Genomic DNA, 26,636 nt, shown 5'->3' on the forward strand with positions numbered 1-26,636 from the left:
AAAGATAAAATAATAAAATACTATATATTTCCATAGAATAAAATTTCTTAAATTAAAATAAAATATTATATTTTAATTTTTTATTATATAAAAATGTTAAAAAAGAAAAAAACCTTTAATGAAAAACATAAAGGTTAACAAAATAATGTATGGTGCGGAACAAGGGACTTGAACCCTCATGCCTTTCGGCGCCAGAGCCTAAATCTGGTGCGTCTGCCAGTTTCGCCAATTCCGCATTTTGGTGTCCCGTATAGGCCTCGAACCTACAACCCTCAGATTAAGAGTCTGATGCTCTGCCAATTGAGCTAACGAGACATCTAGGGGAATAAAAAACAAGTAATTATAATACTTGCAGTCTAAATATTAATTAATGGTGACTCGTACGGGGATCGAACCCGTAATGTAGGAATGAAAATCCTATGTGTTTACCAATTCACCAACGAGCCGTAGAAAACAAGAGTTTAGAATAATGGCGCCCAGTATAGGATTTGAACCTATGACACTTCGATTAACAGTCGAATGCTCTGCCGCTGAGCTAACCGGGCATTTACTAAACCTTAATTATTATATTGAAGAAAAGTATAATTTGCAATAACTAATAAAGTTTTTTTTATTTTTTTCTTGATTACGGCAATGTATATGCTTTATTAATCATTTTTTAAATTAAATATAATAATAACTTAAGTATTATTTGTAATAATGAATACTATTAATGGTAAAAATAATTAGAAAGAAGTAAACATAGAAATCATGTAGAATTACATTATCAATATAAAGGGGTTTTAATTTATGAAGTTATTATTAGCAACATTAAGTTTTTTAACATTTGGAACAACTGTAGGAACTTTTGGAAATGTATTAAGTACGAATCTAAGCAAAATAAATAATAGTATTAAAGAAACTTATACTATAATTCCTAATTCATTTAGTTTGAAAAGTGAATTAGGAAAAGAAAAAATGAATACTGATAATATTGATGTTGATATGTTAGATGGAATGACAAAGGCTATTATTCGTTATATGCCAGATACAACAGATTTACCTTTTTTAGTTAAAGAGGTTAATTTGCTTTGACTAAGTAATGATATTAGTCAAATAATAACTAAAAAAGCATTGCCTTATAGTAAAAGTTTTGAAAAAAACGGAATAGTTGATAAAGATTTAATTTTAGAAGCAATTAATATTATGAATGGTACTAAGTTTTCTAATAATGATTTAGATGTACTAATTAATCAAGATAATAAAAATATTTCTTTAATAGCAAAAAGTAATAGTCACTTTCAAGGGAAAATAGATATTTTAAATAAGCTAGTAGAATTTTCGGATATTTTTTAGGAACAAAAGGAAATGTTTAGTAATCTGTGTAACTTACAAAAATAACTATGTTTAATTAATTCTAGTAAATATAATTAAATGACTAGAAAGAGTGAGTTACAGATGGCTAAAAAAGATAACTTTAATAATAATGATCCAATATCAAAAGCAGTAGATTTATTACTAGAAAATACTGAAGATTTAACAACAGTTTTTAAATCTGGCGGTTTATATAAAGAATTAACAAAAAGATTAGTTGAAAAAATGTTGAATTCTGAAATGCAAAATTATTTAGGATATGAAAAAAATCAACATAGTACTACTGAAAATGCTCGTAATGGTACAAGTTCAAAAAAATTAATAACTCAACAAGGTAAAATTGAAATTGATGTACCAAGAGATCGCAATAGTAATTTTACTCCTGTAATAGTTCCTAAAAGGCAAAGAAGATTTGATGGTTTTGATCAACAAGTTCTTTCCTTGTATGCAAAAGGAATGACATTATCTGACATTAGAATGCAGTTGCAAGAGTTATATCATGGTGCTGATATTAGTGAAAGTGTTATTAGTCAAATTACTGATGATGTTATTGATGATGTTAAAGCATGACAAAATCGACCATTAGAAAGTATTTATCCTATTGTTTATTTTGATTGTATAGTAGTTAAAGTACGACAAGATAAACGGATTATTAACAAATCAGTTTATATAGCATTAGGAGTTGATTTAGAAGGCAAAAAAGATGTTTTAGGATTATGAATTAGTGAAAATGAAGGTTCTAAGTTTTGATTATCTAATTTCACAGAAATGAAAAATCGTGGCTTAAATGATATTCTTATTGCTTGTAGTGATAATTTAACAGGCATGTCAGAAGCAATACAATCAGTTTATCCTAAAACAGAACATCAATTATGCATTGTTCATCAAATTAGAAATAGTTTAAAATATGTTTCATACAAACATCGAAAAGGTCTAGTTGCAGATTTAAAACCAATTTATAGTGCATGTAGTGAAGAACAAGCAATGCAAGCTTTAGAATCGTTTGAAAGTAAATGAAATAAACAATATCCTCAAATTACTAAATCTTGATATAAAAATTGAGATAATTTAATGGTTTTTATTAGTTATCCAGTAGAAATCAAAAGAGTGATTTATACTACAAATGCTATTGAATCTGTTAATAGTCAATTACGAAAAATCATCAGAAATAAAAAAGTTTTTCCTAATGATATGGCAGTTTTCAAAATATTTTACTTGGCAATTGAAAATATAACAAAAAAATGAACATTGCCTATTCAAAATTGAAATACAGCAATTGCTCATTTTATGATAAAATTTGAAGACAGAATTAATCTAAATTAGTAACTTTGTAAAACAAAGATACACAGATTATTAAAAAGCCTCTTAATTTTATTGAAATTACAATATATGCACAAGATATAGACTTAACTTCTTACTATCTCTCACAACATAATCTTGAAAATAATTCTAATAAATATTATTTTAAAACAAAAAATGAAACAATAATATTTTTGAAAAAATATAAGAAAATCTATGAGCAACGAATAACAAAAACTAAAGAAAAATATGGAAAATCAATACCATTATTAAATGGTTTGCAACTTAATCAAGAACAAGCACTATTAAAAGGAACAGACTTAATAAGCACTGGAATGGCAACCCTTTTTAGGACTATTTTTTGGTAGACATTTGTTTTTGATAACTAACTGGAGTTAGGTATTTTAGAGTACTGTGAATTCTTATGTTGTTATATCAATTGATGTAATCAAATAATTCTAATTTTAATTGGATTAATGATGTAAAATTTTTATCATTAATAAATTCAATTTTGAAAGTTTTAAAAGTTGCTTCAGCAACAGCATTGTCATAAGGACATCCTTTTTTGCTTAAAGATCGAGTTATGTTGAAAGCTAATAAAAGTTTATCAATAGTTTTATTATTGAATTCATTACCGCGATCAGTATGAAATATTTCAATATCTTTTAAACAGTTATTTGATTGCATAAATGCTTGATATACTAATGATGCATCTTTTTTAACTCCAACACTATGTCCAATAATTTCGCGGTTAAATAGGTCGATTAATAGGCAAATATAGTTTCATTTACCATTAACTTGAACATAAGTTAAATCACTAACAATAACTTCATTTTTAATTCTATTATTAAAGTTTCTATTAACAAGATTGGTTATTTGACTATCATTGACTTTATTATGATAATTTTTGAATGATAATTTAGTGTATTTTGATATTAAATTATGCTTATTCATAATTTCTTTAATTTTTCTGCGTGATAAATAAATTTCTTGGTTTGCTAGTATGACTTTTAATCTTCTAGTACCATAAACTTCTTTATTTTCTTTAAAAGCACTAATAACAGCTTGTTCATAAATATTATTTTGAATTTTATTTTTTTTCTTTAAATTAAAATAATATGTTGATTTAGAGAGTTTTAAAAAATGACACATTGTGCGAATTTTATATTTAGATTTATTATTTGCAATAATCTCTACTTTCTGCCTATTATTAGTGCTGCTTGCTTTAAAATATCAATTTCCATTCGTAACTGTTTTAATTCTTTATTTGCTTGAATTAATTGTTTTTCTAAATCTGAAAGATTATCTTTAGTTTTAAAACTACCTGAATTAGTAAATTGCTTAATTCAATTGTAAGTAGCTGCTCTTGTAACATTGTATTCTTTAACAAGGCAAGATACTGATTTGCCACTTTGATATAAAGCTACTATTTGTTTTTTAAATTCATCTGAATATGAGTTAATAGTGACCATAATTATAATTCCTTTCTTTTAACTAATTTGTTCACTTGTCTATGTAATTAGTGTCCAATAAAGTGTAACCCATCCACACAGTATCATTAAAAAATAACAATAATGTTTTAATAAAAATTAAATTAACTGAACAAATCGAAAATATATATACAAGTCTTTTCATAATAAATAATCAAAAAAGTGATACTACAAGTCTTTTAGAATTTGAAGATCAACAAGCAGACACGTTCACGCTACTTTCTTATATTTACTATGATAGCACACCAACCCAATCACAACAAAATTTAAGTTCTTTTATTATTGATACTAGTACAAACACTAAAGAACAAAGTCCTGAAGAAATAAAAGATGAAAAAAAATATGAGTTTCTTAATTCTGAAAACTCACAAATAGTAAAAAATAAACTAGCACAAAAAGTAGTATATAACATATAAAAACTTTTAAATAAATTAACTAATGTTATTCTTTTAAATTAAGAAAAGAATAACATTTTTAATAATAAATTAAAGATTGACTACTATCATTCAATTCTGAATTATTATCTCAATTATCCAACATATCATTAATTGCTCTAATTGAAATAGGATCAAATCTAATTAATTGATTATTAACATCAATAATTAAGTTATCTACCATTCTTTCCAATTCTCATTGAAACATTAATGGTTTTTCTTTATTTTGTAATTCTTCTTTTTTATTATTCAATTTTGTTAATATTTCTATTAAGCTAACTGTACTATTTTCATTTCAGTTATTATTTATATTTACAAAATCATTTCTTAAATTTTCAATTTCACTAATAGTTTTATTTATATACCTTGCTTCTGCTCTCTTCTCATATCATTCAGGAAATAATTTTTTGTGTACAAATGGTCCCATAGTAAATAATACTAATAATGAACTAGTAACAGCACCCATTAGCATTCGAATTGGTAATGAAAATAAATTTTCATTACTACCAAGTGCTTTAACAATTTTTTCATTACATAAATATGTTATACCAATTCCTGGTATTGTACTAAGCAAAAACCCACTACCAATAATACTCACTTTTTTTCATATATTTAATCCTTGATAATTATATATTAATTGTTGTCTACTATCTTCTGATATTCTTTCTTGTCTTATCATAATTTACTCCTATTTTTTAATTTGAGTTAATAAAATTAATTACTAATATCTTAACATAAAAACTAACATTAATATTTTAATAAACAATTAATTAATATATTTAATATTCTAAAATAAAAATAATAAAAACTAATTAATGGAAATAAGTTTATTAAATAATAAAATAATTAAAACTTCTTTTCATTTTTAATATAATCTCATATACTATCCTTTCAAAGTTGCTAACATTACAGCTTTAATAGTATGTAAACAATTTTCTGATTGTTGAAATACCTTTGATGCAGAAGATCGAAATACTTCATCAGTAACTTCTAATTCACCTGTTCCACCATATTGTTTAACAATATCTTGAGTAATTTGTGTATTACCATCATGAAAACTTGGTAAAGAATGTAAAAATATAACATCTGATTTTGCAATTTTCATTTTTTCATTATTAACTTGATATGGCATTAATTCTTTAATTCGTTGTTTTAATAAAACTTTATCTTCAGATACAGATGTTCAAACATCAGTAGCAACTACGTCAGCATCTTTACTTGCTGTTTTATAATCTTCTGTTAAAATAATAGAGCCACCCGTTTCTTGAGTAATTTCTTGACATTGTTTTAATAGTTGAGGATATGGTCATAAATTTTTATTAGCACAGATTACTAAATTCATTCCTAATTTTGCACTAATAATCATATAACTATTAGCCATATTAAAACGAGCATCTCCAAAATAAACAAATTTAATACCTTTAACATCTTTATTTTTTTTACACTCTTGAATTGTCATAATATCGGCTAGCATTTGTGTTGGATGATATAAATCAGTTAAGCCATTTCATATTGGAACACCGGCATTTTCAGCTAATTCTTCAACATCAGTTTGTTTATATCCACGAAATTGAATACCATTATAAATTCTACCAAGAAATTTAGCGGTATCAACAATTGATTCTTTAATTCCTAATTTACTACTAGTTGGATCAAAATATGTTGAATGCATTCCTAAATCACAAGCAGCAACTTCAAACGCGCTTCTTGTTCGTAATGAATCTTTTCGATATGATAAAGCAACACTATAGCCTTTTAACGGCTGTTTTTCTATTCCTTTTTGTTTTGCAATTTTTAAAGTAGCAGCTAATTCTAATAAGTAATAAATTTCTTCTGAAGTAAAATCTAATAAACAAATAAAATTTCTGCCTTTTAAATTAATAGCCATGATATGTTTTCTTCCTTTCAGTTCCTAATATCTTTATTTAATTTAACATTGATATACAATATGGGCAACACTCTGGCCACATGACAATTCAGAATTAGTAATTTCATAAACATGGATATGTATTATTATATTTAATTTTTAACTCAAATTTATTAACAGCAAGTAATTATTTTGTTAATAAATTGTTGAACTGAAAGTTGTTTTAAATATTTTTCTAGTGAAATAATATATTCTTTTTTAGAATTCCATTCTTTCAAAATTTGATTGATTAAGTAAGAACATATTTTTTTATCTTGGATAATACTCGTTACAACAAACTTTTTAATATAAAATACTCCAATACCATTTCTGATAAAAATTTTAGCAAGTAATAAAACTATTTTTAATTTATTAATTTTTGAATATATATTAATAGCAGACTTACTTTGCATTCAGTATTCTCCTTAACTTAAAATATTCTTTTTTTTCTCTCTCATAGTTAACATTTAAAACCTTTTTTTATATTTTTGCAATACATATACAAAAAATTACTAATGAATATATATATATATATATATTAAATTAATAAGTGTATTTTATTGTATATTTAAAATTTAAAACTATCAAAATAAAATTTTAAATATACAATAATAAATGAAAATGAAAAATATTGGTTTAGTAATTAAATGTAAAATTAAAAAAACAAAACTTTAAAACTTACTAAAATAGAATATTTTATAAAAGTTTTGAAAATAATGTTTTATCAATAAAACTTAATATAATTTTAAATTTAAAATTTGTACCTAAATTATAGGTACAAATTTTTATTATTTCTCATTTTGCTGTGTATACATCACAATACGTAAAATAAGTTGTAATATTTCATAAATCATACGAATCAAGTAATAAATAAACTTAATTTGGAAAATTCAACTAATAGCACGTATTTCTTTTTCATTTAAAATACCAACAAGATTTTGACAAATTTCTTTTCTTGATTTAGCATAAAAAATCATTTGCATTGAAGAAAAAAGAATTAATAAAATACTACCTAAAATTGATAAAACAATTGAAAGTATATTGACGCTCGCTGCTGATAAAGTAATTCAAGAATTAGCAGGTGAAAGAGCAAATAGAATAGCAAGTGCAAAAGGAATTAAAACAAAAAATAATGTTATTTTACGAGAAAAATCTCATCAAAAAGTATTAAAACGACTACTATTTGAACTACTTACTGCCCAAGTACTTTCCATTGCCATTGCTAAAGTATAAATAGAACGACGGTGATAAGTTCATGGTAATAATCTTAAAGTAAAATTACCATTATTAAATAAATATGGCCTTAAATAAAAAAACCTAGATTCAACAGTAATACTATTAATATTACCAAATCCCTTAAATTTTATTCTTTTTGCATTAATACCGTATGTTTTTAAATATTTTTGAGATAACTCGCCACCAGTTAAATTAGCACTATTTTCACGATGGAATCAAGAATACTTAATTCAAGTGAAAAATCAAATCATAGTAACAACAAACAAAATTATACCAACAATAGCCACTAAGCTTGCTAAAACAATTAAACTAGTTGATCAAGTCTTTGGATCATTTGGATTAACTGAGGATAATAATAAATTAGTCATAATCTTCTCCTTTCTAACTATTTGAATAGAGTCTACAATATTATAACATAGTATTATTCCACCACGAAAAGAAAGTTATAAACTTCTTGATCACCATCAACAATTTCATATTCAATATCATAATCTTCATCTAAAATTTTTTTCATAAAATTAATTTGATCTTTTGAATAACCTTTACCTTTAAAAATAGTAATTATTTCTGCACCATCTCAAATTAATTTAGTAAACAATACTTTAATTACATTAAATAAATTTTTATTTGAAGCAATAATTTTTTCTTTACCATCTTTATTACGAAAACTAACAGCAGAAAAAAAGTGTTTTTTTCCAATTTTAATACCATCTATTTCAACATCACGATCAGCAACTGTTATATAACCAAAAGCAGCATATTTAATTTCACTTCACATATTTTTATTATTTTCTTTTGCACTTAATTCAGGATTAAAATTTAAAGCAGCACGCATACCTTGAGCAATATTTTTAGCAGGTAATACAAAAACTTTTGATTTTTTTTCTAATTTTCTTGCTTGTTCTGCTGCTAAAAATAAATTACTATCATTTGGTAAAATAAAAACATTTTTTGCATCGACAATTTCAATTGCCTTTAAAAAGTCATCTGTTGATGGATTAATTCTTTTTGAATACATAATAATATTATTAACCTTTAATTCATCTCTAAAAAAGGTTTCAATTCCTCTACCGGGAACAGCAGCAATTAAAGCAAATTTATTATTTAATTTACGAATTGGTTTAATAGTTTGTGTATGTGCTTTTGCCTGTTCCGTCATATTTTCAATTTTTACTTTTAAAATTTCACCAAATTTCTGAAAATAATTTAAAATTTGACCCGGTTTTAAAGTATGAACATGAACTTTAATTAAATCTTCATCATCTACTAAAACTATTGATTGACCATCCATTGTTTCTAAATCAGTTCGTGTTTTGCTTAAATTAAAATCTAACTTACTAACTTTATTTAGTTTTACAATAACTTCTGAACAATAACCAAAGTTTTCTTGATTTAAAACCATTTCTAATTTTGCTGTATCTTGTTGTTCTAATTTTTTCTTTGGTGAAATAGCTTTACCATGCTTTAAACCATACACCATACCTTCAACAATATAAACTAAACCAGCACCACCCGAATCAACAAGTCCTACTTTTTTTAAAATTGGCAATAAATCAGGTGTTCTTTTTAACGATTCATTCATTCCTTCTAGTAATTTTTCAAAAATATAAAGCGAATCTTTGCCTGTTATTTCTAATTCATTAATATAACTAGCACCATCTTTAATAATAGTAAGAATAGTACCTTCTACTGGTTTCATAACTGCACGATATGCATAATCTTGTGCACTTTTTCAAGATTTTAATAAATCCTCATTACTAATGAAATCATTTTTTAAATCTTTTGTTTTTATAGTTTGAAAAAAACCACGAAAAATTTGAGATAAAATAACTCCAGAATTACCACGCGCACCCATCATTAAACCACGAGAAAAAGTAGTAGCAAATGTTTTTAAACTATCATATTCTTTGCCATTTAATTCTTTTATACCATTCATCATTGTTAAATTCATATTTGTTCCAGTATCACCATCAGGTACGGGGAAAACATTTAATTTATCAACTTCAAAATGATGATTATAAAGATTATTAGCACCGCTAATAAGCATAACTTTTAAGGTTTTAATATTAATTTTTTTCATTTAATTTCACCTTATATTTTCTTTTATTCTTCAATTAAATCATGAACAAAAATGTTAAGTACTATATAGTCTTGATATTTAATAATCTTTTCAACAATATATTTTAAATTTTTCTGAGTTTGATTCATAATATTTCAAATATTATTATTAAAAAAACAAACTATATTAATATCAATAATTCAACCTAAATCAGACTTGTTAACTTTAATTCCATAATTATTATCTTTTTCATAAATATTGGCAACACCTGGTATAGATAAAATACTTTCTGATAATGCTTTTTTAATAATGTTCATAATATCTTTATCTTTTTCCAAATAATCACCCCTATTATATTAATAATAAATTAAATTTATATAAAATAAAATCTCTTATAATTTTTATAGTCTCTTACATTATACCTAATATAATATATCAAGACAATAATAATCTTAAAGATAAAGATATTATATATTGATAATGGTTTTTTCTATATAAAAACATAATTAAGAAAAACTAAACTACCTAATTATTAAATATAAAATACTATCTATAATTTTAAAAATTAATATTAATACAATAATAATTAAATAATTACTTATTCTTAACTGTCTTATTTTTATACTTAAAGATTATATAATAGAAAATAATAAAATTTAAAATATATAAAATACTATCTAACCAAAAGTATAATTAATAATTAAACTATACTTCAAAAATTTACTATATAAATTTTAGGCATTTTTGCGTTTTTAATCGTAATCTTATTTTTTGCAAAAATTGCAAATACAATTTTCATAATAATAATTACATATTTCAATAAATTACCTCCTATTTTATATAAAAAGATTATCATTTTTTAAAATAAAAATTAATTTAATGATAATGAAAATATATTAACTTCTTAATAACTAAATTTAACGTTCAACTACTTATTAACCATTGTAATTTTATATTATATAAAATAATATTGAATTGTTAACATTCAAAAGTGTTAACTATAATAAATATTGAAATTTTATATACATAAAATTTAATAATTTTGAAAGGAACAATAAATATGTTAAAAATATCTACTAATTATTTACCAGATCCCACTGAATATGCTAAAGTTTTTTGTGAATATATATTCAAAACTTTAATAGAAAAAATAATATATTTTTATACAACAGTCAATGGGTTTCTAGATCAAAAATTTATTACATTTTTGACTAATGAAAAAATTGCTAATGAATTTAATAAAACAAAAAATATGGATTTAGAAACATTAATAAAAGAATTTTGTGATGTATATCATAAAATTAAAATTCCACTAATAACAATAAATAAAAAATTAACAAAAGAAATTGAAAAAGAAGTAAGTGAAGTATTTAATAATACAACTACTTTAACTATAATTTTTTATAAAATTTGTATAAAAGATAACGCAACTAATAGTGATATTAGTGATTTTTTTATTGAAAAATATACAAAAAAAATTATTAATACTTTTAAAAATCTCTATTATATTTTTTATTACTATAACTATATCAAACATTTTAGAATTAAAGATAACAAAAAAAAGAAACATATTTCAACAAAAAACTATCAAGATAATTTAAATATACAATTAATTAAAGAAATAAAAAAAGTCTTGAATATGCCATTTTAATAATAAACAAAATGGATACAAATATTTATAAGCGAAATTTAAAAATAACACCAGAAGAAAATTTACAAAAAAAAGCACAAGATGCAGAAAATGAAAAATATGATGCATCATATTTAAATAAAAAAACTAATGCTAATAATTGTATACTTTCATAAACGTTTTCTTTAATCTTTATTTTCTGTTACGTCAATAATAACTTCACTATTATCATCAAGAATTTCTTTAGTTATAAATTGACCAACGCTTTCAGCAACAGTTTTATCAGCAACAGTTTTTAAACGACTTAATTGTTTTTCCAACGGAACCAATGTTTTATTAATGCCAACATAAAGATCGTGATTTTCTACTAAACACTGTAAAAAATTATTATTTAATAACTGAATATGAACGGAAATATTATATGTATGATTACTATTTCTTTCAATACCAACTTTAGCAATCATATCTTTTTTAATATATTTAGAATACTTTTCTTGTAAATAATTAAAATTTTTATCAACAGCATTTTTAATTTCATAAGTAATATTAATATTTTTTCCATGGACAATAACTTGCATGATTAATTGCTCCTATCTTTTAATTATTATATACATTTTCCCATAAACAAATAAATTTTAAAAGATAATAGTGTAATTAAATTTAAATTATTAACAACTAAGCAAAATACCAATTATATTTATAATATGCTCAATATAATCTTCAATTAAATTAATGATTAATACTCTATTTTTTATCTTTTCATGATTTTTGTTTTAAAAAATTTTGTTTTCCATTAAAAGCAATAGCTGTTTTTCAACGTGGATAATTATTACCTTTAGTAATAGCATTAGTATTATTCATTGGTTGTAAATTACTAATATCAGAAGTGCCTCCATGAAATAAAGGTCGTTGATGTATAATAGTTCAATTATAACTTTTAGGATCATCATCAAGTTTAACATTACTAATAAAGTTATTCCTAAACATTAGCGCACCTGCATAGTCTTTTCGATATAAATGTGGATTATAATCATCAATAATTTCTCCTTTATTTCATACTTCTTCAATTTGTTGTGGTGTTCAAGTTACTTCGCTATTAACAACATTACTACTGTTATTAGTTTGAACAGGATTCGGATTACTAGTTACTTGATAATCAAGTAATTTTGATTGTGGAAGTGCACCTCCACCAGTATTATTAATAACTATATTTATACCTTGTGTTGATTTATCGTGTTCATTAAAAAATCGATCTGTAAATGATGGTCCAATAGTTTGTTCACCAAAAAGAGAATTTTGTTCAACACTCGCGGATATTTCTGTTGCTGATAAAGCATTATTATTTGTCAATGATAATGCTTTTTTTGATTTATTTCTTAGATTAGCCATTATTAATCATAAAGAAAAAAGTACTAAAAAGAAACTACAAATTAATGCAAAGCCTCAAGGCAAAATAAAAAATAAAACATTAATAATTTTTTTGTCCATAACATAACTATAAATTTTTTTATAACCATAACTTATTAATAATCCTGAACCAATAAGTAAGACAAGCGAAATTACTACTACTATTAATGCTCATACTAAAGTTATTACTCCATATTTATTTAAAAAAATAAATGGAATTGTAATAAACACTAGAGTAATAACCGAAAAAATTAAAGTAAAAATTGTTAAAATCTGAAAAGTAAGAGTAAATGTAATGCCTTTACTATTAATTACTTCAGTTAAAATTACTAAAATCTCATTAGCATTAGTACGATAAAGTATAAGTCATAATACTCAACTTATAATCAAAGTTATTGCCATTAACCCCGAACTAACAATAATTCCTCAACGATTATGAGAATTAATGTTTCTATAATTCTCTGCTGACACTTCCATACTAAAACCTCACAACTCTAAAATCTCATATATTAAATTCTATCATAAATGATGATTAACATGTTTAACGACAATTATGAAATATAAATGAAAATATAACCTTTATAAAAATACTTCTTGAAAATTAAAATTTAGATTGGAAATGTTTAGTAATCTGTGTAACTTACAAAAATAACTATGTTTAATTAATTCTAGTAAATATAATTAAATGACTAGAAAGAGTGAGTTACAGATGGCTAAAAAAGATAACTTTAATAATAATGATCCAATATCAAAAGCAGTAGATTTATTACTAGAAAATACTGAAGATTTAACAACAGTTTTTAAACCTGGCGGTTTATATAAAGAATTAACAAAAAGATTAGTTGAAAAAATGTTGAATTCTGAAATGCAAAATTATTTAGGATATGAAAAAAATCAACATAGTACTACTGAAAATGCTCGTAATGGTACAAGTTCAAAAAAATTAATAACTCAACAAGGTAAAATTGAAATTGATGTACCAAGAGATCGCAATAGTAATTTTACTCCTGTAATAGTTCCTAAAAGGCAAAGAAGATTTGATGGTTTTGATCAACAAGTTCTTTCCTTGTATGCAAAAGGAATGACATTATCTGACATTAGAATGCAATTACAAGAGTTATATCATGGTGCTGATATTAGTGAAAGTGTTATTAGTCAAATTACTGATGATGTTATTGATGATGTTAAAGCATGACAAAATCGACCATTAGAAAGTATTTATCCTATTGTTTATTTTGATTGTATAGTAGTTAAAGTACGACAAGATAAACGGATTATTAACAAATCAGTTTATATAGCATTAGGAGTTGATTTAGAAGGCAAAAAAGATGTTTTAGGATTATGAATTAGTGAAAATGAAGGTTCTAAGTTTTGATTATCTAATTTCACAGAAATGAAAAATCGTGGCTTAAATGATATTCTTATTGCTTGTAGTGATAATTTAACAGGCATGTCAGAAGCAATACAATCAGTTTATCCTAAAACAGAACATCAATTATGCATTGTTCATCAAATTAGAAATAGTTTAAAATATGTTTCATACAAACATCGAAAAGGTCTAGTTGCAGATTTAAAACCAATTTATAGTGCATGTAGTGAAGAACAAGCAATGCAAGCTTTAGAATCGTTTGAAAGTAAATGAAATAAACAATATCCTCAAATTACTAAATCTTGATATAAAAATTGAGATAATTTAATGGTTTTTATTAGTTATCCAGTAGAAATCAAAAGAGTGATTTATACTACAAATGCTATTGAATCTGTTAATAGTCAATTACGAAAAATCATCAGAAATAAAAAAGTTTTTCCTAATGATATGGCAGTTTTCAAAATATTTTACTTGGCAATTGAAAATATAACAAAAAAATGAACATTGCCTATTCAAAATTGAAATACAGCAATTGCTCATTTTATGATAAAATTTGAAGACAGAATTAATCTAAATTAGTAACTTTGTAAAACAAAGATACACAGATTATTAAAAAGCCTCAATATTTTAATTTTTAACAATTTTTAAATAATTATATCATAATAATTTTTATTTGATAATGAAATTTTTAGTAATTTTTTATTATATTATTCAATAGTTTTTTTAATGTTTTTAGAAACTTATGTATATTTTTGTTAATAATAAACTTTCTGTTGATATATTATATATAATTATATTATGTTTAAAATTAATCAAAAATTTTAATTATAAAAGGCAGGAAATTAAGTATGGAAAACCTTAGTGTTGGCGAAATAGTAACAAAATTTAATTTAACAATTTTATATATTAATCCCAAAATTCCAATTGAAAAAAGAATTATTACTAATATTGGTACTAATCGTGGTGGTTTAGAGTTAACAGGATTTAAAACTAAACAAATCTCACGTAGTCGTCGTATAATTTTATTAAGCAGTAAAGAAAGCGAATATATTTCCTCTTTACCAAAAACAGAATTTAAGAACCATTTTAGTAATATTTTAGAAGATCATATTCCTGCTATTTTTGTAACACCTAATTTTAAATTTAAAAAAGAATTATGTGACTGTGCTAAATCAATTAATTCAACAGTTCCAATTATTGAAGTATTATTTTTTACTTCTGAATTTGCAGCAACAGTTTCTACGTATATTGTTGAACGTTTATCTGAATCTAAACGTTTACATGGTATTTTAGTAAATATTTTTGGTTATGGTGTCCTAATTACAGGTGAAAGTGGTATTGGTAAATCAGAAACAACATTAGATTTATTACGTAATGGGCACTTATTTGTTGGTGATGATAGTATTGATATTTTAAAAGTCAATAATAAAATTGTAGGAAAAGTTAATCCGATTATTAAAAATTTAATTGAAATTAGAGGAATAGGTATCCTAGATATTACCAAAATGTATGGATATCATGTTATAATGCATGAGAGTCAAGTAAATTTAATTATTAATTTAATTAGAATTGAAAATGATGGTTGAACTAAAGTTGATCGACTTGGTGATCATAATAACTTTGATGTTTTTTTTGAAATTAAAGTGCCTAAAATAATTATTCCTGTTAGTCCAGGAAGAAATTTAGCTGATTTAATTGAAGCAGCAGTTATTAGTTTAAAATTAAAAGATGAAGGTCAAGACGCTACTGCTAGTTTTCAAAAACAAATAATTAGAAATTTAACAAAAAAGAAATAATTTAATTATTAAATTATCAAAAAGGAAAAAAATATGATTAATGATGATGGATACAATAGTTTAATTACCGATATTCCGGGAACGGGAATTCATATTTATTCGGTATTAATGGCAGTAGGGTTTTTAACTGCTGTCATTGCTTCATGAATAAAATTATATCGTCGTAATATTCCAACTAAAACTTTAGAATGAGGAACATTAGTTATTGCATTAGCAGGATTAATAGGAGCAAGAGCATGATATGTTCTTAATAATACTAGCACAATTGAAAATGCACTTGATGTAGTTGCCGTTTGAAGAGGTGGTATGGCAATTGAAGGAGGTGTTACAGTTGGAATGATAGTAGGATTCTTTATTTTTTATCGTACTTCAAAGCAGTTACAAATTTCAATGTGAGTTTTTATTGATTGTATTGTTCCAAATATTTTATTAGGTCAAGCAATTGGTAGATGAGGTAATTTTTTTAATCAAGAATTACTAGGAACTGATGTTGGTCATCCTTTCAGTTGATTACCAACATGAATAAATAATCATTTACATTATGGTTTTAATAGTGATAAACCACATCCTGTTGCTGTTTATCGTCAACCTTTATTTTTATATGAGTCATTATCTTCATTATTTGGTTGATTCTTTTTAACGTTTTTTGTACCAAAAACAGGACAAATATTTAGTAAAAAACCATGAAAATTAGATTCTTCGCAATTTATTTCGCCTTTAAAGACTAATCCAATTGTTGTAAAAGATTTTTTAAAACCTTGAACAGTTATTAAAAAAATTCATGGATATCGTAAATTTAAATATGAAAGTTGAAAACAAGCATATTTTGATTTTACACCCAATAAGAATAGTGTTAAAAGTGTTGAAAAAATACCTTGAAAAGATGTTAAAAAACATTCAAAAGTTAAATCAAAGATAAAAAAATGATATTTAAAGATTAAATATAATATGCAACCACATTCTAAATCTTTAAATACTATGTATAATCCTAATAATTATCGAGTAACATATGCAGGAGTATCAGGTAGTTTATACTTTGTCTTTTATGGTATTATTAGAATGATTTTAGAACCACTTCGTGATAATAGAGACATTATGAAAATAGCCAATGTTTCAACTTCAATGATAGTTTCTGGAATGTGAATTATTTTAGGTGTTATTTTAGTAATATTTGCACAAATTATTGCACCATCAAGATTTCGTAAAGGAGAATGATTATATGAAAAATCATACTAATAAAGAAAATAAATATGATTATGATTTAGTAGTTATTGGTGGTGGTCCAGCAGGAATGACAGCTGCTATTTATGCACAAAGAGCAAATCTTAAAACTGTGATTATTGAAAAATATATTGTTGGTGGAAAAATGATTAAAACTTCTGAAATTGAAAATTATCCAGGTTATTATTATATTTTAGGGCCTGAATTATCAGAAAAAATGCAAAAGCAAGTTGAGAAACTACAAGTTGAACTTGTTACTGATGAAGTTATTAAAATTACAGATAGTGAAAATCATAAAATTAAAACAGTCCTTTTAAGTAGTGGTGATGTTCTTATTGCTAAAGGAGTAATTATAGCTACTGGTTCATTAGAACGTAAAATTGGTGTTCCTGGTGAAGAGGAATATGCTAATCGTGGTGTTTCTTATTGTGCTGTTTGTGATGGTGCTTTATTTAAGAATAAAATTATTAGTGTAGTTGGCGGTGGTTATGCTGCTTGTGAAGAATCTTTATATTTAACAAGATTTACTAATAAAGTTAATCTTATTCATCGTCGTGATCAATTTCGTGCTGATGATAAAACCGTTAATAAAGTTAAAAATAATGAAAATATTAATTTAATAACTGATCATGTTGTATTAAAAGTATTAGGTACTGAGGATAAGAAAAAAGTAGGTAAATTAGAAATTCAAAATATTAAGACTAAGGAAATTAGTGAAATTACTACTGATGCCTTATTTCCTTATATTGGTTCTGATCCTGTTACAAAATTTGTTAAAGATTTAGATATTTGCGATAGCAATGGTTATATTATAGTTAATGATAAGTGTCAAACTAAAATCCCGGGATTATATGCAGCTGGTGATGTAATTGCTAAAAATTTAAGACAAATAGTAACTGCTGTTAACGATGGAGCGATTGCAGCACAATATTTAATAAATTTTATTGATAATTTTAATGAATAAAGTGTACAATTGAGGTGATAGTAATGATATCATTTACAACAAGTGTAAAAGATGAAATCTGTCAAAAAAGTTTTAAAAATTGTTGTCAGAAATCTTTGCTATCAGCATATTCGCTTATTAATGGTAAGATTACAAATTCAGATAAAATAAATAATGAGATTATTATTCATAGTTTTCATAACAAAACCACTAGGTTAATATATAAATTTTTAAAAAATCAATATAAAGACGTAAAATTGATAGTTATGGTGGATGTTTTAAATAAATTTGAGCGTCCAAAGGTGTATAATATTCGTATTAATAATAAAATTGATTTTATTATTAATGATTTAATGCTTCAAGATAAATATCTTTTTATTGAGAAAGAAGCTATGCACCAGCATATAATAAAAGAGCATTGTATAAGAGCGTATATCGCAGGAATCTTCCTTGTAGTTGGCAGTATCAATTCTCCTTCAACACCTAACTACCATTTGGAATTACAATTTCATAATGATATGTTGGCTAAAAAAATTAAAAATATTTTATTACAAACTTTTAAATTAAACTTTAAAACAATAAAACGTCGTAATAAAACGGTGCTTTATCTAAAAAAATCTAATGTAATTTCTGACTTTTTAAAAATAATTGATTGTCCACAAGCAGTTTTCGCTTTTGAAGATAAACGCATTTCACGAGAATTATTTAATAATATTAATCGTTTTAATAATATTGATATTTCTAATCAACAAAAAATTTTAAATGCTGGAGACCAGCAAGTTATAATGATTTCTGTTTTAAAAGATAAAAAACTTTTCAAAGCGTTGTCATTAAAAGCTCAAATTATTTCAAATTTAAGATTAAAAAATCCTGAAGCATCACTTTCAGAATTGGGTGAACTTTACTATCAAGAAACTGGTTTTGTCATTACTAAGTCTGGGGTTAATCATTTAATTCGCGAAATTAAGAAAAAGTATCAAGAAACATTGTAAGTTAATAATAAAAGTATAAGAGGAGGCCATACAATGAAAAAGAAAGAAATTTTAAGCAAAGGTCGTCAAGATTTATTGAATGCTTTTGGAAAACGAATGAAAACTTTACGTAATCAAAAAGGTAGAAAATTTTCACAAGAGAAACTTGGAGAAGCAAGCGGCCTACATCGTAATTATATTTCTGATGCTGAAAGAGGAACAAGAAACGTATCTTTAGTTGCAATCTTAAAAATAATTAATGGGTTGGATTCATCTATTAGTGAGTTTTTTGCTGTAGGGTTTGATAATATTGATACTTCAAATTTATATGACACATTTAGTGTTGAATAAAATCAATTTAATACACTTTTAGTAGTACTTTATAAACAAGTACTACTTTTTTATTATTTTATTTTTTATTAAAAATAAATTTGAGAAAAGTTATTAGTACTTTTTATAAAATTAATTGATATTCACTAGTAATTATTTTATCTTAATGAAGATTATGAAATTTATTCACCTTATATTAGGAATAATTAATCATTAAAATGTTATAATTTAATTATTGATTATCATTAAGGAGTTATTATGACAATAGAAAATACAGAAGTTGAAATTGAAAATGTTACTACTAATGTTGATAACGCTAAAAAAGAACCTTATCAATTAAGTAGTATTATTTCACCTATATTTGGTCTTAATCATCAAAAAATAACTACGATTCCAATTAATATTAAAAAATCCGATAGCAGTTCTAGCACTATTGAGCAATATGTTGATAAAAAAACTAAAGAAAATATTTTTCGTGAAAAAGAAGTAGCGTATAATAATTCTAGTAATCTTGATAATACTAGAATTGCACAAATTAAAAAAAATAGAGAACAACAACAAATATATGATAGTTTACCATCGCGCTATCTAGAATTTCGCGATAAAATATTTAAAGAAACTACATCTATTAATTACAATAATGCAAGTAATAATAACGATACAGTTATTACAACTATTGATTTGTTAGTTGATGATATTTTAGATGAAAATAAATAGGAGATGCTATGAATAATATAATAAAATCCAATATTATTGACGAATTAAAATGACGTAATATCTTAAAAGATATTAGTAGCATAGATAAAGTAATTAATGCAGGAAAATTAGGAAAAGGAATATATTGTGGTTTTGATCCAAGTAATGATTCATTACATTTAGGTAATTTACTACAAATTATTTTATTGCATCGTTTTGCTATATTTGGTTTTCAACCAATTGCTGTTATTGGTGGTACAACGGCAATGATCGGTGATCCAAGTGGTAAAAATAAAGAACGTAATTTATTAGATGAAAATGTGTTACAAACTAATGTTAGAAAAATAAAAGAGCAGTTAGTGACATTATTAAGTTATGAAAATATTGATAATTTAACATCATTAGAATTAATTAAAACATGTAATTTATTAAATGATAAAGAATATGAAACATTAGAAATGATTATTAAAAGTATTAATCCAAATAATCAATATCAACAGACTTTAAGTAGTATTTTAAAAACATTGCCCTTACCTTGAGAAGAATTAGGATTATCAGCATCATTATTAAAAACTTTATATGAAATTTGTAATTTTGATCAAAAGTGAGTTACTATGAAAAGTGATTTAAATAATCTTTCTTTTAAACAATTGTTAAATTATTGTGATAGTTATGTAGAAACTTGAATTACATTTTTAAAATTACCATTGGGAACATTAAACAATAAAATTAAGCCAATTAAAATTATTAATAATCAAACATGATTAGGTCCACTAACAATTACAACTTTTTTGCGTGATATTGGTAAGCATTTTAATGTTAATCAAATGTTAGGCAAAGAAATGATTGCTAATCGTTTAAATTCTGGAATTTCTTATACTGAATTTTCTTATATGGTATTACAAGCGTATGATTTTTATCATTTATATGAAAAAGAGCAATGTTATATTCAATCTGGTGGTAGTGATCAATGAGGAAATATTACTGCCGGTTTAGATTTAATTAGAAAACAAAAAGGTTATGAACATCATGCTGCTGGTATTACTATTAATTTATTAACTAAATCTAATGGTGAAAAATTTGGTAAAAGCGAAAAAGGTGCTATATTTTTAAATAGTGAAAAAACTTCACCTTATGAGTTATATCAATTTTTATTTAATCAAGAAGATAAAGATTTGCCTACTTTTTTTAATTCTTTAACTTTATTTAGTGAAGAACAAATAGCAAAAATTTTAGTAATTCATAATAGTGATGTTAAGCAACATTATGGACAAAAGATTTTAGCAGCTTTATTAACAGTATTTATTCATAAATTAAATGGATATTTTAGTGCTATTAATATTACTAATGCTTTTTTCCACGATCGGATTCATCAAATGAAATCATCTGAGATTTTACAGGTTTTAAAAGATGTACCACATTTTAATCTTAATCATAATGAACAAATAATTGATTTTTTAGTTAATAATCAAATTTGTAATTCAAAAAGAATAGCAAGAGAACTAATTATGCAAGGTTCAATTGTTGTTAATGGTGAAAGAATTACCAATATAAATTTTCTTATTAGTAAAAAAAACGCAATTAATAATCAAGTAACAGTTATAAAAAAAGGTAAGCGTCATCATTTTATAGTTGTTCATAAATAAGGAAGGGTATTTAAATATGATATTTATTAATGTTTCTCCATTATTATGGGATATTATTATTTTTGGTATTGTTACTGGTTTTTTTATTGGGGGAAGAGCATTAATATTTATTAGTGCTGGTAATTTACTTAGTATTGGTTTAATGTTGGCATTTAAACCAATGTTAATAAATTCTTTTAAAAATATGGTATCACCATGGTTTAGTGACCTTAGTGGTAGTTTTGCTTCATTTAAGAATTTATTAACTGATAATATTGGATTTTTGATATATGCTATTGTTTGAATTATTGGCATTAATATTTTATTTTGAATAATCTATGGAATGGCAACCCTTTTTAGGACTATTTTTTGGTAGACATTTGTTTTTGATAACTAATTGGAGTTAGGTAGTTTAGAGTACTGTGAATTCTTATGTTGTTATATCAATTGATGTAATCAAATAATTCTAATTTTAATTGGATTAATGATGTAAAATTTTTATCATTAATAAATTCAATTTTGAAAGTTTTAAAAGTTGCTTCAGCAACAGCATTGTCATAAGGACATCCTTTTTTGCTTAAAGATCGAGTTATGTTGAAAGCTAATAAAAGTTTATCAATAGTTTTATTATTGAATTCATTACCGCGATCAGTATGAAATATTTCAATATCTTTTAAACAGTGATTTGATTGCATAAATGCTTGATATACTAATGATGCATCTTTTTTAACTCCAACACTATGTCCAATAATTTCGCGGTTAAATAGGTCGATTAATAGGCAAATATAGTTTCATTTACCATTAACTTGAACATAAGTTAAATCACTAACAATAACTTCATTTTTAATTCTATTATTAAAGTTTCTATTAACAAGATTGGTTATTTGACTATCATTGACTTTATTATGATAATTTTTGAATGATAATTTAGTGTATTTTGATATTAAATTATGCTTATTCATAATTTCTTTAATTTTTCTGCGTGATAAATAAATTTCTTGGTTTGCTAGTATGACTTTTAATCTTCTAGTACCATAAACTTCTTTATTTTCTTTAAAAGCACTAATAACAGCTTGTTCATAAATATTATTTTGAATTTTATTTTTTTTCTTTAAATTAAAATAATATGTTGATTTAGAGAGTTTTAAAAAATGACACATTGTGCGAATTTTATATTTAGATTTATTATTTGCAATAATCTCTACTTTCTGCCTATTATTAGTGCTGCTTGCTTTAAAATATCAATTTCCATTCGTAACTGTTTTAATTCTTTATTTGCTTGAATTAATTGTTTTTCTAAATCTGAAAGATTATCTTTAGTTTTAAAACTACCTGAATTAGTAAATTGCTTAATTCAATTGTAAGTAGCTGCTCTTGTAACATTGTATTCTTTAACAAGGCAAGATACTGATTTGCCACTTTGATATAAAGCTACTATTTGTTTTTTAAATTCATCTGAATATGAGTTAATAGTGACCATAATTATAATTCCTTTCTTTTAACTAATTTGTTCACTTGTCTATGTAATTAGTGTCCAATAAAGTGTAACCCATCCACTATATTATTTTATATTTTGTACTTTTTAATAAAAATAAAATTGAACACAAAGCAATAAATGCTACAGCTGGAATTTTAATTAATTTTATTAGAATGAGTATTTTAGGTAGTATCGTAATTATTATGATGGGTACTAGTGTTTTCGGTAATAAATCATTAAGTTATGGTGTTATTAAAAATGAAATACCGACAACTTCTGTTACTCATAAAATATTTACTAGTATTGATAATAATCTTCCTTTTTTAAATGTTAATGTAGCAGACATTAACAATGTTATTGATTTATATCAAAATAGTGAAACGTTAAAACAAAGTATAAATGAATTAAAAAATAATACAACTTATGAGGAATGTTACAGTACTGTTGAAAAGTTAAAAATGATAGGTATATTAAGAGTAGATGAAACTGATAAAATTGCTAATGCTCTAAAAGAGATGGAATCAACAGGTGATATCATTGCTAATAAAAAAATAATTATAGATCTCTTGCAACAACATGGAGTTGATAATTTTTTAGATGTTAATTATATGGTATCAGTTTTTAATGCTTATGCTAATATACTTAATTTATATTCGGAAGTAGTACAAATATTCGATGATAATTTAAAAGATATGCCAATAATAGATACTACACTTCCACAAAATATGGGTCGTTATAATCTTTTAAAGCCTAAAATTTCTGCTTTTACTAATTCAATTAAAGATGTAATAGTGAGAGAACATATTATTCAAAATTTAAAAAATATTTATAATCCGTTTTAAAAAAAATAAAAAAATATTTTTTTCTATTTCAATATTTTTATAAAAAAATAGTTGAGGCATTTAATTTTATTTATAACTGGAGTAGTATTTTTTCTTTGTGTTTTAAAAAAAATATGATATTATTACTTAGTAATTTAATAAATGTTATTTCCTAATATAGATATTTTCTATATTAGGATTTTTATTAAGTTAATTTTAATAAGCAAAGGAAGATAAAGAATATGTTAGATGATTTATTAAGAAAAACATTAGAAAACACACCTAAAGAATATAAGAAAAATATGATTGATAATTTCAGAATAAATATAGGTAAATTAATTAATAATATTAATGACTATATAGAAGTTGAAGAGAAAATTTATAATGCAGAAAGTAAAGCAGGATATTCTGTTTCCTATACTCCTTTTTATATGTCACTTCAACATCGAATTAATATCCAACTATTAAAAGAAAAAGAAATAGTAAATGCTCTTAATAATGTTGATGAATTAGAAAAGTTTAAAAAATTAGAAGAAATATATAAAGAATTAGTTACTAGAAAAGAAGAAATTGAAGCACTAAATTCAAGATGAAAAAACGCTAATAAATATAAAGAACCTAATAATCCTGATTTGCAAACAAGAATTAATCAAATTTTAGAAAATGGTCCAAATGCAAAAGAAGAAAGTATCAACGAAAATATTAATATTATCATTAATTATTTAAAAGTTGAAGAGAAAATTTATAATGCAGAAAAAAATGCAGGTTATATTATTGCTGGTACTCTTTTTTATATGTCGACTTATAGTGATATTACTAAGCTAATTTCTGCAGCATCAACGGCTATTAAAGATGAAGATGAAAGTAGAAAAATTATGAAATTAAGAAATATAGAGAAAAGTATATTAGAAATAAGAAATAGAATTGAAGAAAATAATTCTGGCATTTGGAAAAACGCTAATAAATATAAAGAACCTAATAATCCTGATTTGCAAACAAGAATTAATCAAATTTTAGAAAATGGTCCAATAAGACAACAAAATTTTATCGATGCAGCAAATCAAGAACATATTCCTAATAATAGTAGTGGTTCAAATAGTTTTCTTAATGCTATATAATATGAACTTATATTAAGATCATTATTTATAGAGAACATTTAAAAGTTACCCCAAAGGGTAACTTTTACAATATTTTATTTTTTATTAAATCAATAGTATTTTCTACTTGTTTATTATTAATTTCTTTTTTGTCTTTTATCTTAATAAATCGATAAGTACTAACGATTAAAAAACCTATATAAATTAAATAAGATATCGTTAGTACTGATATTAGTAAAATATTGTCATAATAATTTTTAGTAAAAAATGAAAATACGCTACTAAAAATTAAAGGAATTATAGCTATTCATAAAATTAAATATTTCTTTTTATTTTTATTAATTCCTAATCAACCAATAGCTGTTATCATAACAGCTATTACAAAAGTAATACTAACTATTTTTTCAGAAATTTCATTTTTAATCATTTTTATTTTTCCTTTCCTCATCTCTAATTAACATTATATCATTTAATTTAATTGACATAGTAGTAGGAGAAAAATTAATTGTTAGTTTTGTTTAAGGAAATTGATTGATAGATAATTAATTTATATTTTATTTTTTCAAAAACAAAAAAATGATAAATGCTTTTATTGACATTTACCATCTAAAAAATAAATCTGTTATCAATTGATAACAGATTTTAAATTAATTATTAATTTTAAGCACGTCCATATGATTCAACAACTAATGCTTCATTAATATCAGTATTTAGTTCGTCACGTAGTGGATGACGTACATATGTACCAATAAATGTTTTTTTATTGAATTCAATAAATGGTAATGTTGAAGCATTAGCGCTTAATGCTTCAATAATTTTTGCATTTTTTTGTGCTTTTTCAGTAATAGTAATTTTATCTCCTATTTTAACACGATATGAAGGAATATTAACTTTTTTAGCATTAACTAAAACATGACCATGATTTACTAATTGACGAGCACCTTTTCTTGTTAAAGATAAACCTAAACGAAAAACAATATTATCTAATCTTGATTCTAAGAATACCAACAAGTTAGTACCAGTAACACCATGAGTTTTTTTTGATTCATCAAATAAATTTTTCATTTGACGAGCATTTAAACCATAAGTGAAACGAATTTTTTGTTTTTCTTGTAATTGTAATCCATAGTTAGAAAGTTTAATTCTTTTTTGACCGTGTTGTCCAGGAGCAAATGTTCGCTTTTTTCCTTTTGCAAATTCTTTACCAGATTCAAGAATTGAGAAGTTTAATCTTCTTGATTTTCTAAAAACTGGACCAGTATATCTTGACATAATAAAAACCTCCTTGGAATGTATACAAACACAAAGAGACTTTAATAAGTTCTCATTAAGATAGTTTACAATTCGCCAGAACAGCACTGGTTACTATTAAGATTAATAGAAAATTCTACTAATAAAAAGAATAATCTTTGAGGGTAAACTATTTGCAACTTAATAATACTTATTTGCTGCTTTCGTGAATGCTTGTTAATTATA

At 23.9% G+C, this 26,636-nt stretch carries 27 protein-coding genes and 4 tRNA genes; 15 read left to right on the forward strand and 16 right to left on the reverse strand.

Annotated features, from left to right (window positions below; translation table 4 throughout):
- Positions 1-150: 150 nt before the first annotated feature.
- The 4 genes from AACK94_RS04775 to AACK94_RS04790 form a co-directional block, all read right to left on the reverse strand.
- Positions 151-235 (reverse strand) — tRNA-Leu (locus AACK94_RS04775).
- Positions 236-239: 4 nt separating this feature from the next.
- Positions 240-315, reverse strand: a tRNA-Lys gene (locus AACK94_RS04780).
- Between the two features lie 56 nt (positions 316-371).
- Positions 372-446, reverse strand: a tRNA-Glu gene (locus AACK94_RS04785).
- Between the two features lie 24 nt (positions 447-470).
- A tRNA-Asn gene (locus AACK94_RS04790) sits at positions 471-545 on the reverse strand.
- Between the two features lie 244 nt (positions 546-789).
- On the opposite strand from AACK94_RS04790, the gene AACK94_RS04795 reads away from it, so the two are divergent.
- Positions 790-1,335 carry a hypothetical protein gene (locus AACK94_RS04795; protein WP_338975334.1) on the forward strand — a complete coding sequence of 182 codons (546 nt, stop codon included), beginning with the start codon at positions 790-792 and terminating at the stop codon, positions 1,333-1,335.
- Between the two features lie 102 nt (positions 1,336-1,437).
- Complete coding sequence (locus tag AACK94_RS04800; protein ID WP_338976348.1) at positions 1,438-2,676, forward strand: IS256 family transposase; 1,239 nt, start codon at positions 1,438-1,440, stop codon at positions 2,674-2,676.
- 330 nt (positions 2,677-3,006) lie between these two features.
- Here the strand turns inward: AACK94_RS04800 and AACK94_RS04805 are convergent.
- The 7 genes from AACK94_RS04805 to AACK94_RS04835 all read right to left on the reverse strand — a co-directional run bounded on the left by AACK94_RS04805 (position 3,007) and on the right by AACK94_RS04835 (position 10,115).
- Positions 3,007-4,124, reverse strand: a protein-coding gene (locus tag AACK94_RS04805; protein ID WP_338975335.1) for an IS3 family transposase whose coding sequence is annotated in 2 segments (ribosomal slippage) — positions 3,007-3,854 and positions 3,854-4,124 — 1,119 coding nt in all. Because the reading frame shifts where the segments join, the coding sequence is not laid out codon by codon here.
- A 492-nt stretch (positions 4,125-4,616) separates the two neighbouring features.
- Positions 4,617-5,255 carry a hypothetical protein gene (locus tag AACK94_RS04810; RefSeq protein WP_338975336.1) on the reverse strand — a complete coding sequence of 213 codons (639 nt, stop codon included), beginning with the start codon at positions 5,253-5,255 and terminating at the stop codon, positions 4,617-4,619.
- Positions 5,256-5,459: 204 nt separating this feature from the next.
- Positions 5,460-6,464: an ornithine carbamoyltransferase gene (gene argF, locus AACK94_RS04815; protein WP_338975337.1), complete on the reverse strand. Its 1,005-nt coding sequence runs from the start codon at positions 6,462-6,464 to the stop codon at positions 5,460-5,462.
- Positions 6,465-6,616: 152 nt separating this feature from the next.
- Complete coding sequence (locus AACK94_RS04820; RefSeq protein ID WP_281748602.1) at positions 6,617-6,895, reverse strand: hypothetical protein; 279 nt, start codon at positions 6,893-6,895, stop codon at positions 6,617-6,619.
- 375 nt (positions 6,896-7,270) lie between these two features.
- Complete coding sequence (locus AACK94_RS04825; RefSeq protein WP_338975338.1) at positions 7,271-8,086, reverse strand: hypothetical protein; 816 nt, start codon at positions 8,084-8,086, stop codon at positions 7,271-7,273.
- A gap of 53 nt (positions 8,087-8,139) precedes the next feature.
- Positions 8,140-9,798, reverse strand: coding sequence for a DAK2 domain-containing protein (locus AACK94_RS04830; RefSeq protein ID WP_338975339.1), 1,659 nt, complete (start codon positions 9,796-9,798; stop codon positions 8,140-8,142).
- A gap of 23 nt (positions 9,799-9,821) precedes the next feature.
- Complete coding sequence (locus AACK94_RS04835) at positions 9,822-10,115, reverse strand: hypothetical protein (protein ID WP_338975340.1); 294 nt, start codon at positions 10,113-10,115, stop codon at positions 9,822-9,824.
- Between the two features lie 722 nt (positions 10,116-10,837).
- Here AACK94_RS04835 and AACK94_RS04840 point away from each other — a divergent pair.
- Entirely contained in the window at positions 10,838-11,428 is a 591-nt protein-coding gene (locus AACK94_RS04840) for a hypothetical protein (protein ID WP_338975341.1), read from the forward strand.
- Positions 11,429-11,439: 11 nt separating this feature from the next.
- On the forward strand, positions 11,440-11,583 hold the full coding sequence (locus tag AACK94_RS04845; protein WP_338975342.1) for a hypothetical protein: 144 nt from the start codon (positions 11,440-11,442) through the stop codon (positions 11,581-11,583).
- 9 nt (positions 11,584-11,592) lie between these two features.
- On the opposite strand, the gene hpf is transcribed toward AACK94_RS04845, so the two are convergent.
- Both hpf and AACK94_RS04855 read right to left on the reverse strand, forming a co-directional pair.
- Positions 11,593-11,985, reverse strand: coding sequence for a ribosome hibernation-promoting factor, HPF/YfiA family (hpf, locus tag AACK94_RS04850; protein WP_338975343.1), 393 nt, complete (start codon positions 11,983-11,985; stop codon positions 11,593-11,595).
- 166 nt (positions 11,986-12,151) lie between these two features.
- Positions 12,152-13,291: a hypothetical protein gene (locus AACK94_RS04855; protein ID WP_338975344.1), complete on the reverse strand. Its 1,140-nt coding sequence runs from the start codon at positions 13,289-13,291 to the stop codon at positions 12,152-12,154.
- A gap of 232 nt (positions 13,292-13,523) precedes the next feature.
- Between AACK94_RS04855 and AACK94_RS04860 the strand changes: the two genes are divergently transcribed.
- The 9 genes from AACK94_RS04860 (at position 13,524) to AACK94_RS04900 (ending at position 22,141) form a co-directional block, all read left to right on the forward strand.
- The gene (locus AACK94_RS04860; protein WP_281749630.1) at positions 13,524-14,762 is read left to right on the forward strand and encodes an IS256 family transposase; all 1,239 of its coding nucleotides are present in this window, start codon (positions 13,524-13,526) and stop codon (positions 14,760-14,762) included.
- Positions 14,763-15,031: 269 nt separating this feature from the next.
- Positions 15,032-15,979 (forward strand): HPr(Ser) kinase/phosphatase, encoded by a 948-nt coding sequence (gene hprK, locus AACK94_RS04865; protein ID WP_338975345.1) that lies wholly within the window; start codon positions 15,032-15,034, stop codon positions 15,977-15,979.
- A gap of 33 nt (positions 15,980-16,012) precedes the next feature.
- On the forward strand, positions 16,013-17,215 hold the full coding sequence (locus tag AACK94_RS04870; RefSeq protein ID WP_338975346.1) for a prolipoprotein diacylglyceryl transferase: 1,203 nt from the start codon (positions 16,013-16,015) through the stop codon (positions 17,213-17,215).
- On the forward strand, positions 17,199-18,164 hold the full coding sequence (gene trxB, locus AACK94_RS04875) for a thioredoxin-disulfide reductase (protein ID WP_338975347.1): 966 nt from the start codon (positions 17,199-17,201) through the stop codon (positions 18,162-18,164). The genes AACK94_RS04870 and trxB overlap by 17 nt, the downstream gene beginning before the upstream one ends.
- 23 nt (positions 18,165-18,187) lie before the next feature.
- A complete protein-coding gene (gene whiA, locus AACK94_RS04880) occupies positions 18,188-19,135 on the forward strand; it encodes a DNA-binding protein WhiA (RefSeq protein WP_281749091.1) in 948 nt (315 codons plus the stop codon).
- Between the two features lie 33 nt (positions 19,136-19,168).
- Positions 19,169-19,465 carry a helix-turn-helix domain-containing protein gene (locus AACK94_RS04885; RefSeq protein ID WP_252319896.1) on the forward strand — a complete coding sequence of 99 codons (297 nt, stop codon included), beginning with the start codon at positions 19,169-19,171 and terminating at the stop codon, positions 19,463-19,465.
- Positions 19,466-19,702: 237 nt separating this feature from the next.
- Positions 19,703-20,161, forward strand: coding sequence for a hypothetical protein (locus AACK94_RS04890; RefSeq protein ID WP_338975348.1), 459 nt, complete (start codon positions 19,703-19,705; stop codon positions 20,159-20,161).
- Between the two features lie 8 nt (positions 20,162-20,169).
- Positions 20,170-21,786 carry a tyrosine--tRNA ligase gene (gene tyrS / locus AACK94_RS04895; RefSeq protein ID WP_338975349.1) on the forward strand — a complete coding sequence of 539 codons (1,617 nt, stop codon included), beginning with the start codon at positions 20,170-20,172 and terminating at the stop codon, positions 21,784-21,786.
- Positions 21,787-21,802: 16 nt separating this feature from the next.
- Entirely contained in the window at positions 21,803-22,141 is a 339-nt protein-coding gene (locus tag AACK94_RS04900) for a hypothetical protein (protein WP_338975350.1), read from the forward strand.
- Here AACK94_RS04900 and AACK94_RS04905 read toward each other — a convergent pair.
- A protein-coding gene (locus tag AACK94_RS04905; protein ID WP_338975281.1) for an IS3 family transposase occupies positions 22,128-23,245 on the reverse strand; the annotation gives its coding sequence in 2 pieces (ribosomal slippage) (positions 22,128-22,975 and positions 22,975-23,245; 1,119 coding nt in all). The genes AACK94_RS04900 and AACK94_RS04905 overlap by 14 nt on opposite strands.
- A 170-nt stretch (positions 23,246-23,415) precedes the next feature.
- Here AACK94_RS04905 and AACK94_RS04910 point away from each other — a divergent pair.
- Positions 23,416-24,084 carry a hypothetical protein gene (locus tag AACK94_RS04910; protein ID WP_338975351.1) on the forward strand — a complete coding sequence of 223 codons (669 nt, stop codon included), beginning with the start codon at positions 23,416-23,418 and terminating at the stop codon, positions 24,082-24,084.
- A gap of 221 nt (positions 24,085-24,305) precedes the next feature.
- Positions 24,306-25,181 carry a hypothetical protein gene (locus tag AACK94_RS04915; protein WP_338975352.1) on the forward strand — a complete coding sequence of 292 codons (876 nt, stop codon included), beginning with the start codon at positions 24,306-24,308 and terminating at the stop codon, positions 25,179-25,181.
- A 64-nt stretch (positions 25,182-25,245) separates the two neighbouring features.
- Here AACK94_RS04915 and AACK94_RS04920 read toward each other — a convergent pair whose 3' ends face one another.
- Positions 25,246-25,587 carry a hypothetical protein gene (locus AACK94_RS04920; RefSeq protein WP_338974598.1) on the reverse strand — a complete coding sequence of 114 codons (342 nt, stop codon included), beginning with the start codon at positions 25,585-25,587 and terminating at the stop codon, positions 25,246-25,248.
- Positions 25,588-25,820: 233 nt separating this feature from the next.
- Positions 25,821-26,432, reverse strand: coding sequence for a 30S ribosomal protein S4 (gene rpsD / locus AACK94_RS04925; RefSeq protein WP_338975353.1), 612 nt, complete (start codon positions 26,430-26,432; stop codon positions 25,821-25,823).
- Between the last annotated feature and the right edge of the window lie 204 nt (positions 26,433-26,636).

The organism is Spiroplasma endosymbiont of Monopis laevigella (genome assembly GCF_964019975.1).
Lineage (GTDB): Bacteria > Bacillota_I > Bacilli_A > Mycoplasmatales > VBWQ01 > Spiroplasma_E > Spiroplasma_E ixodetis_A.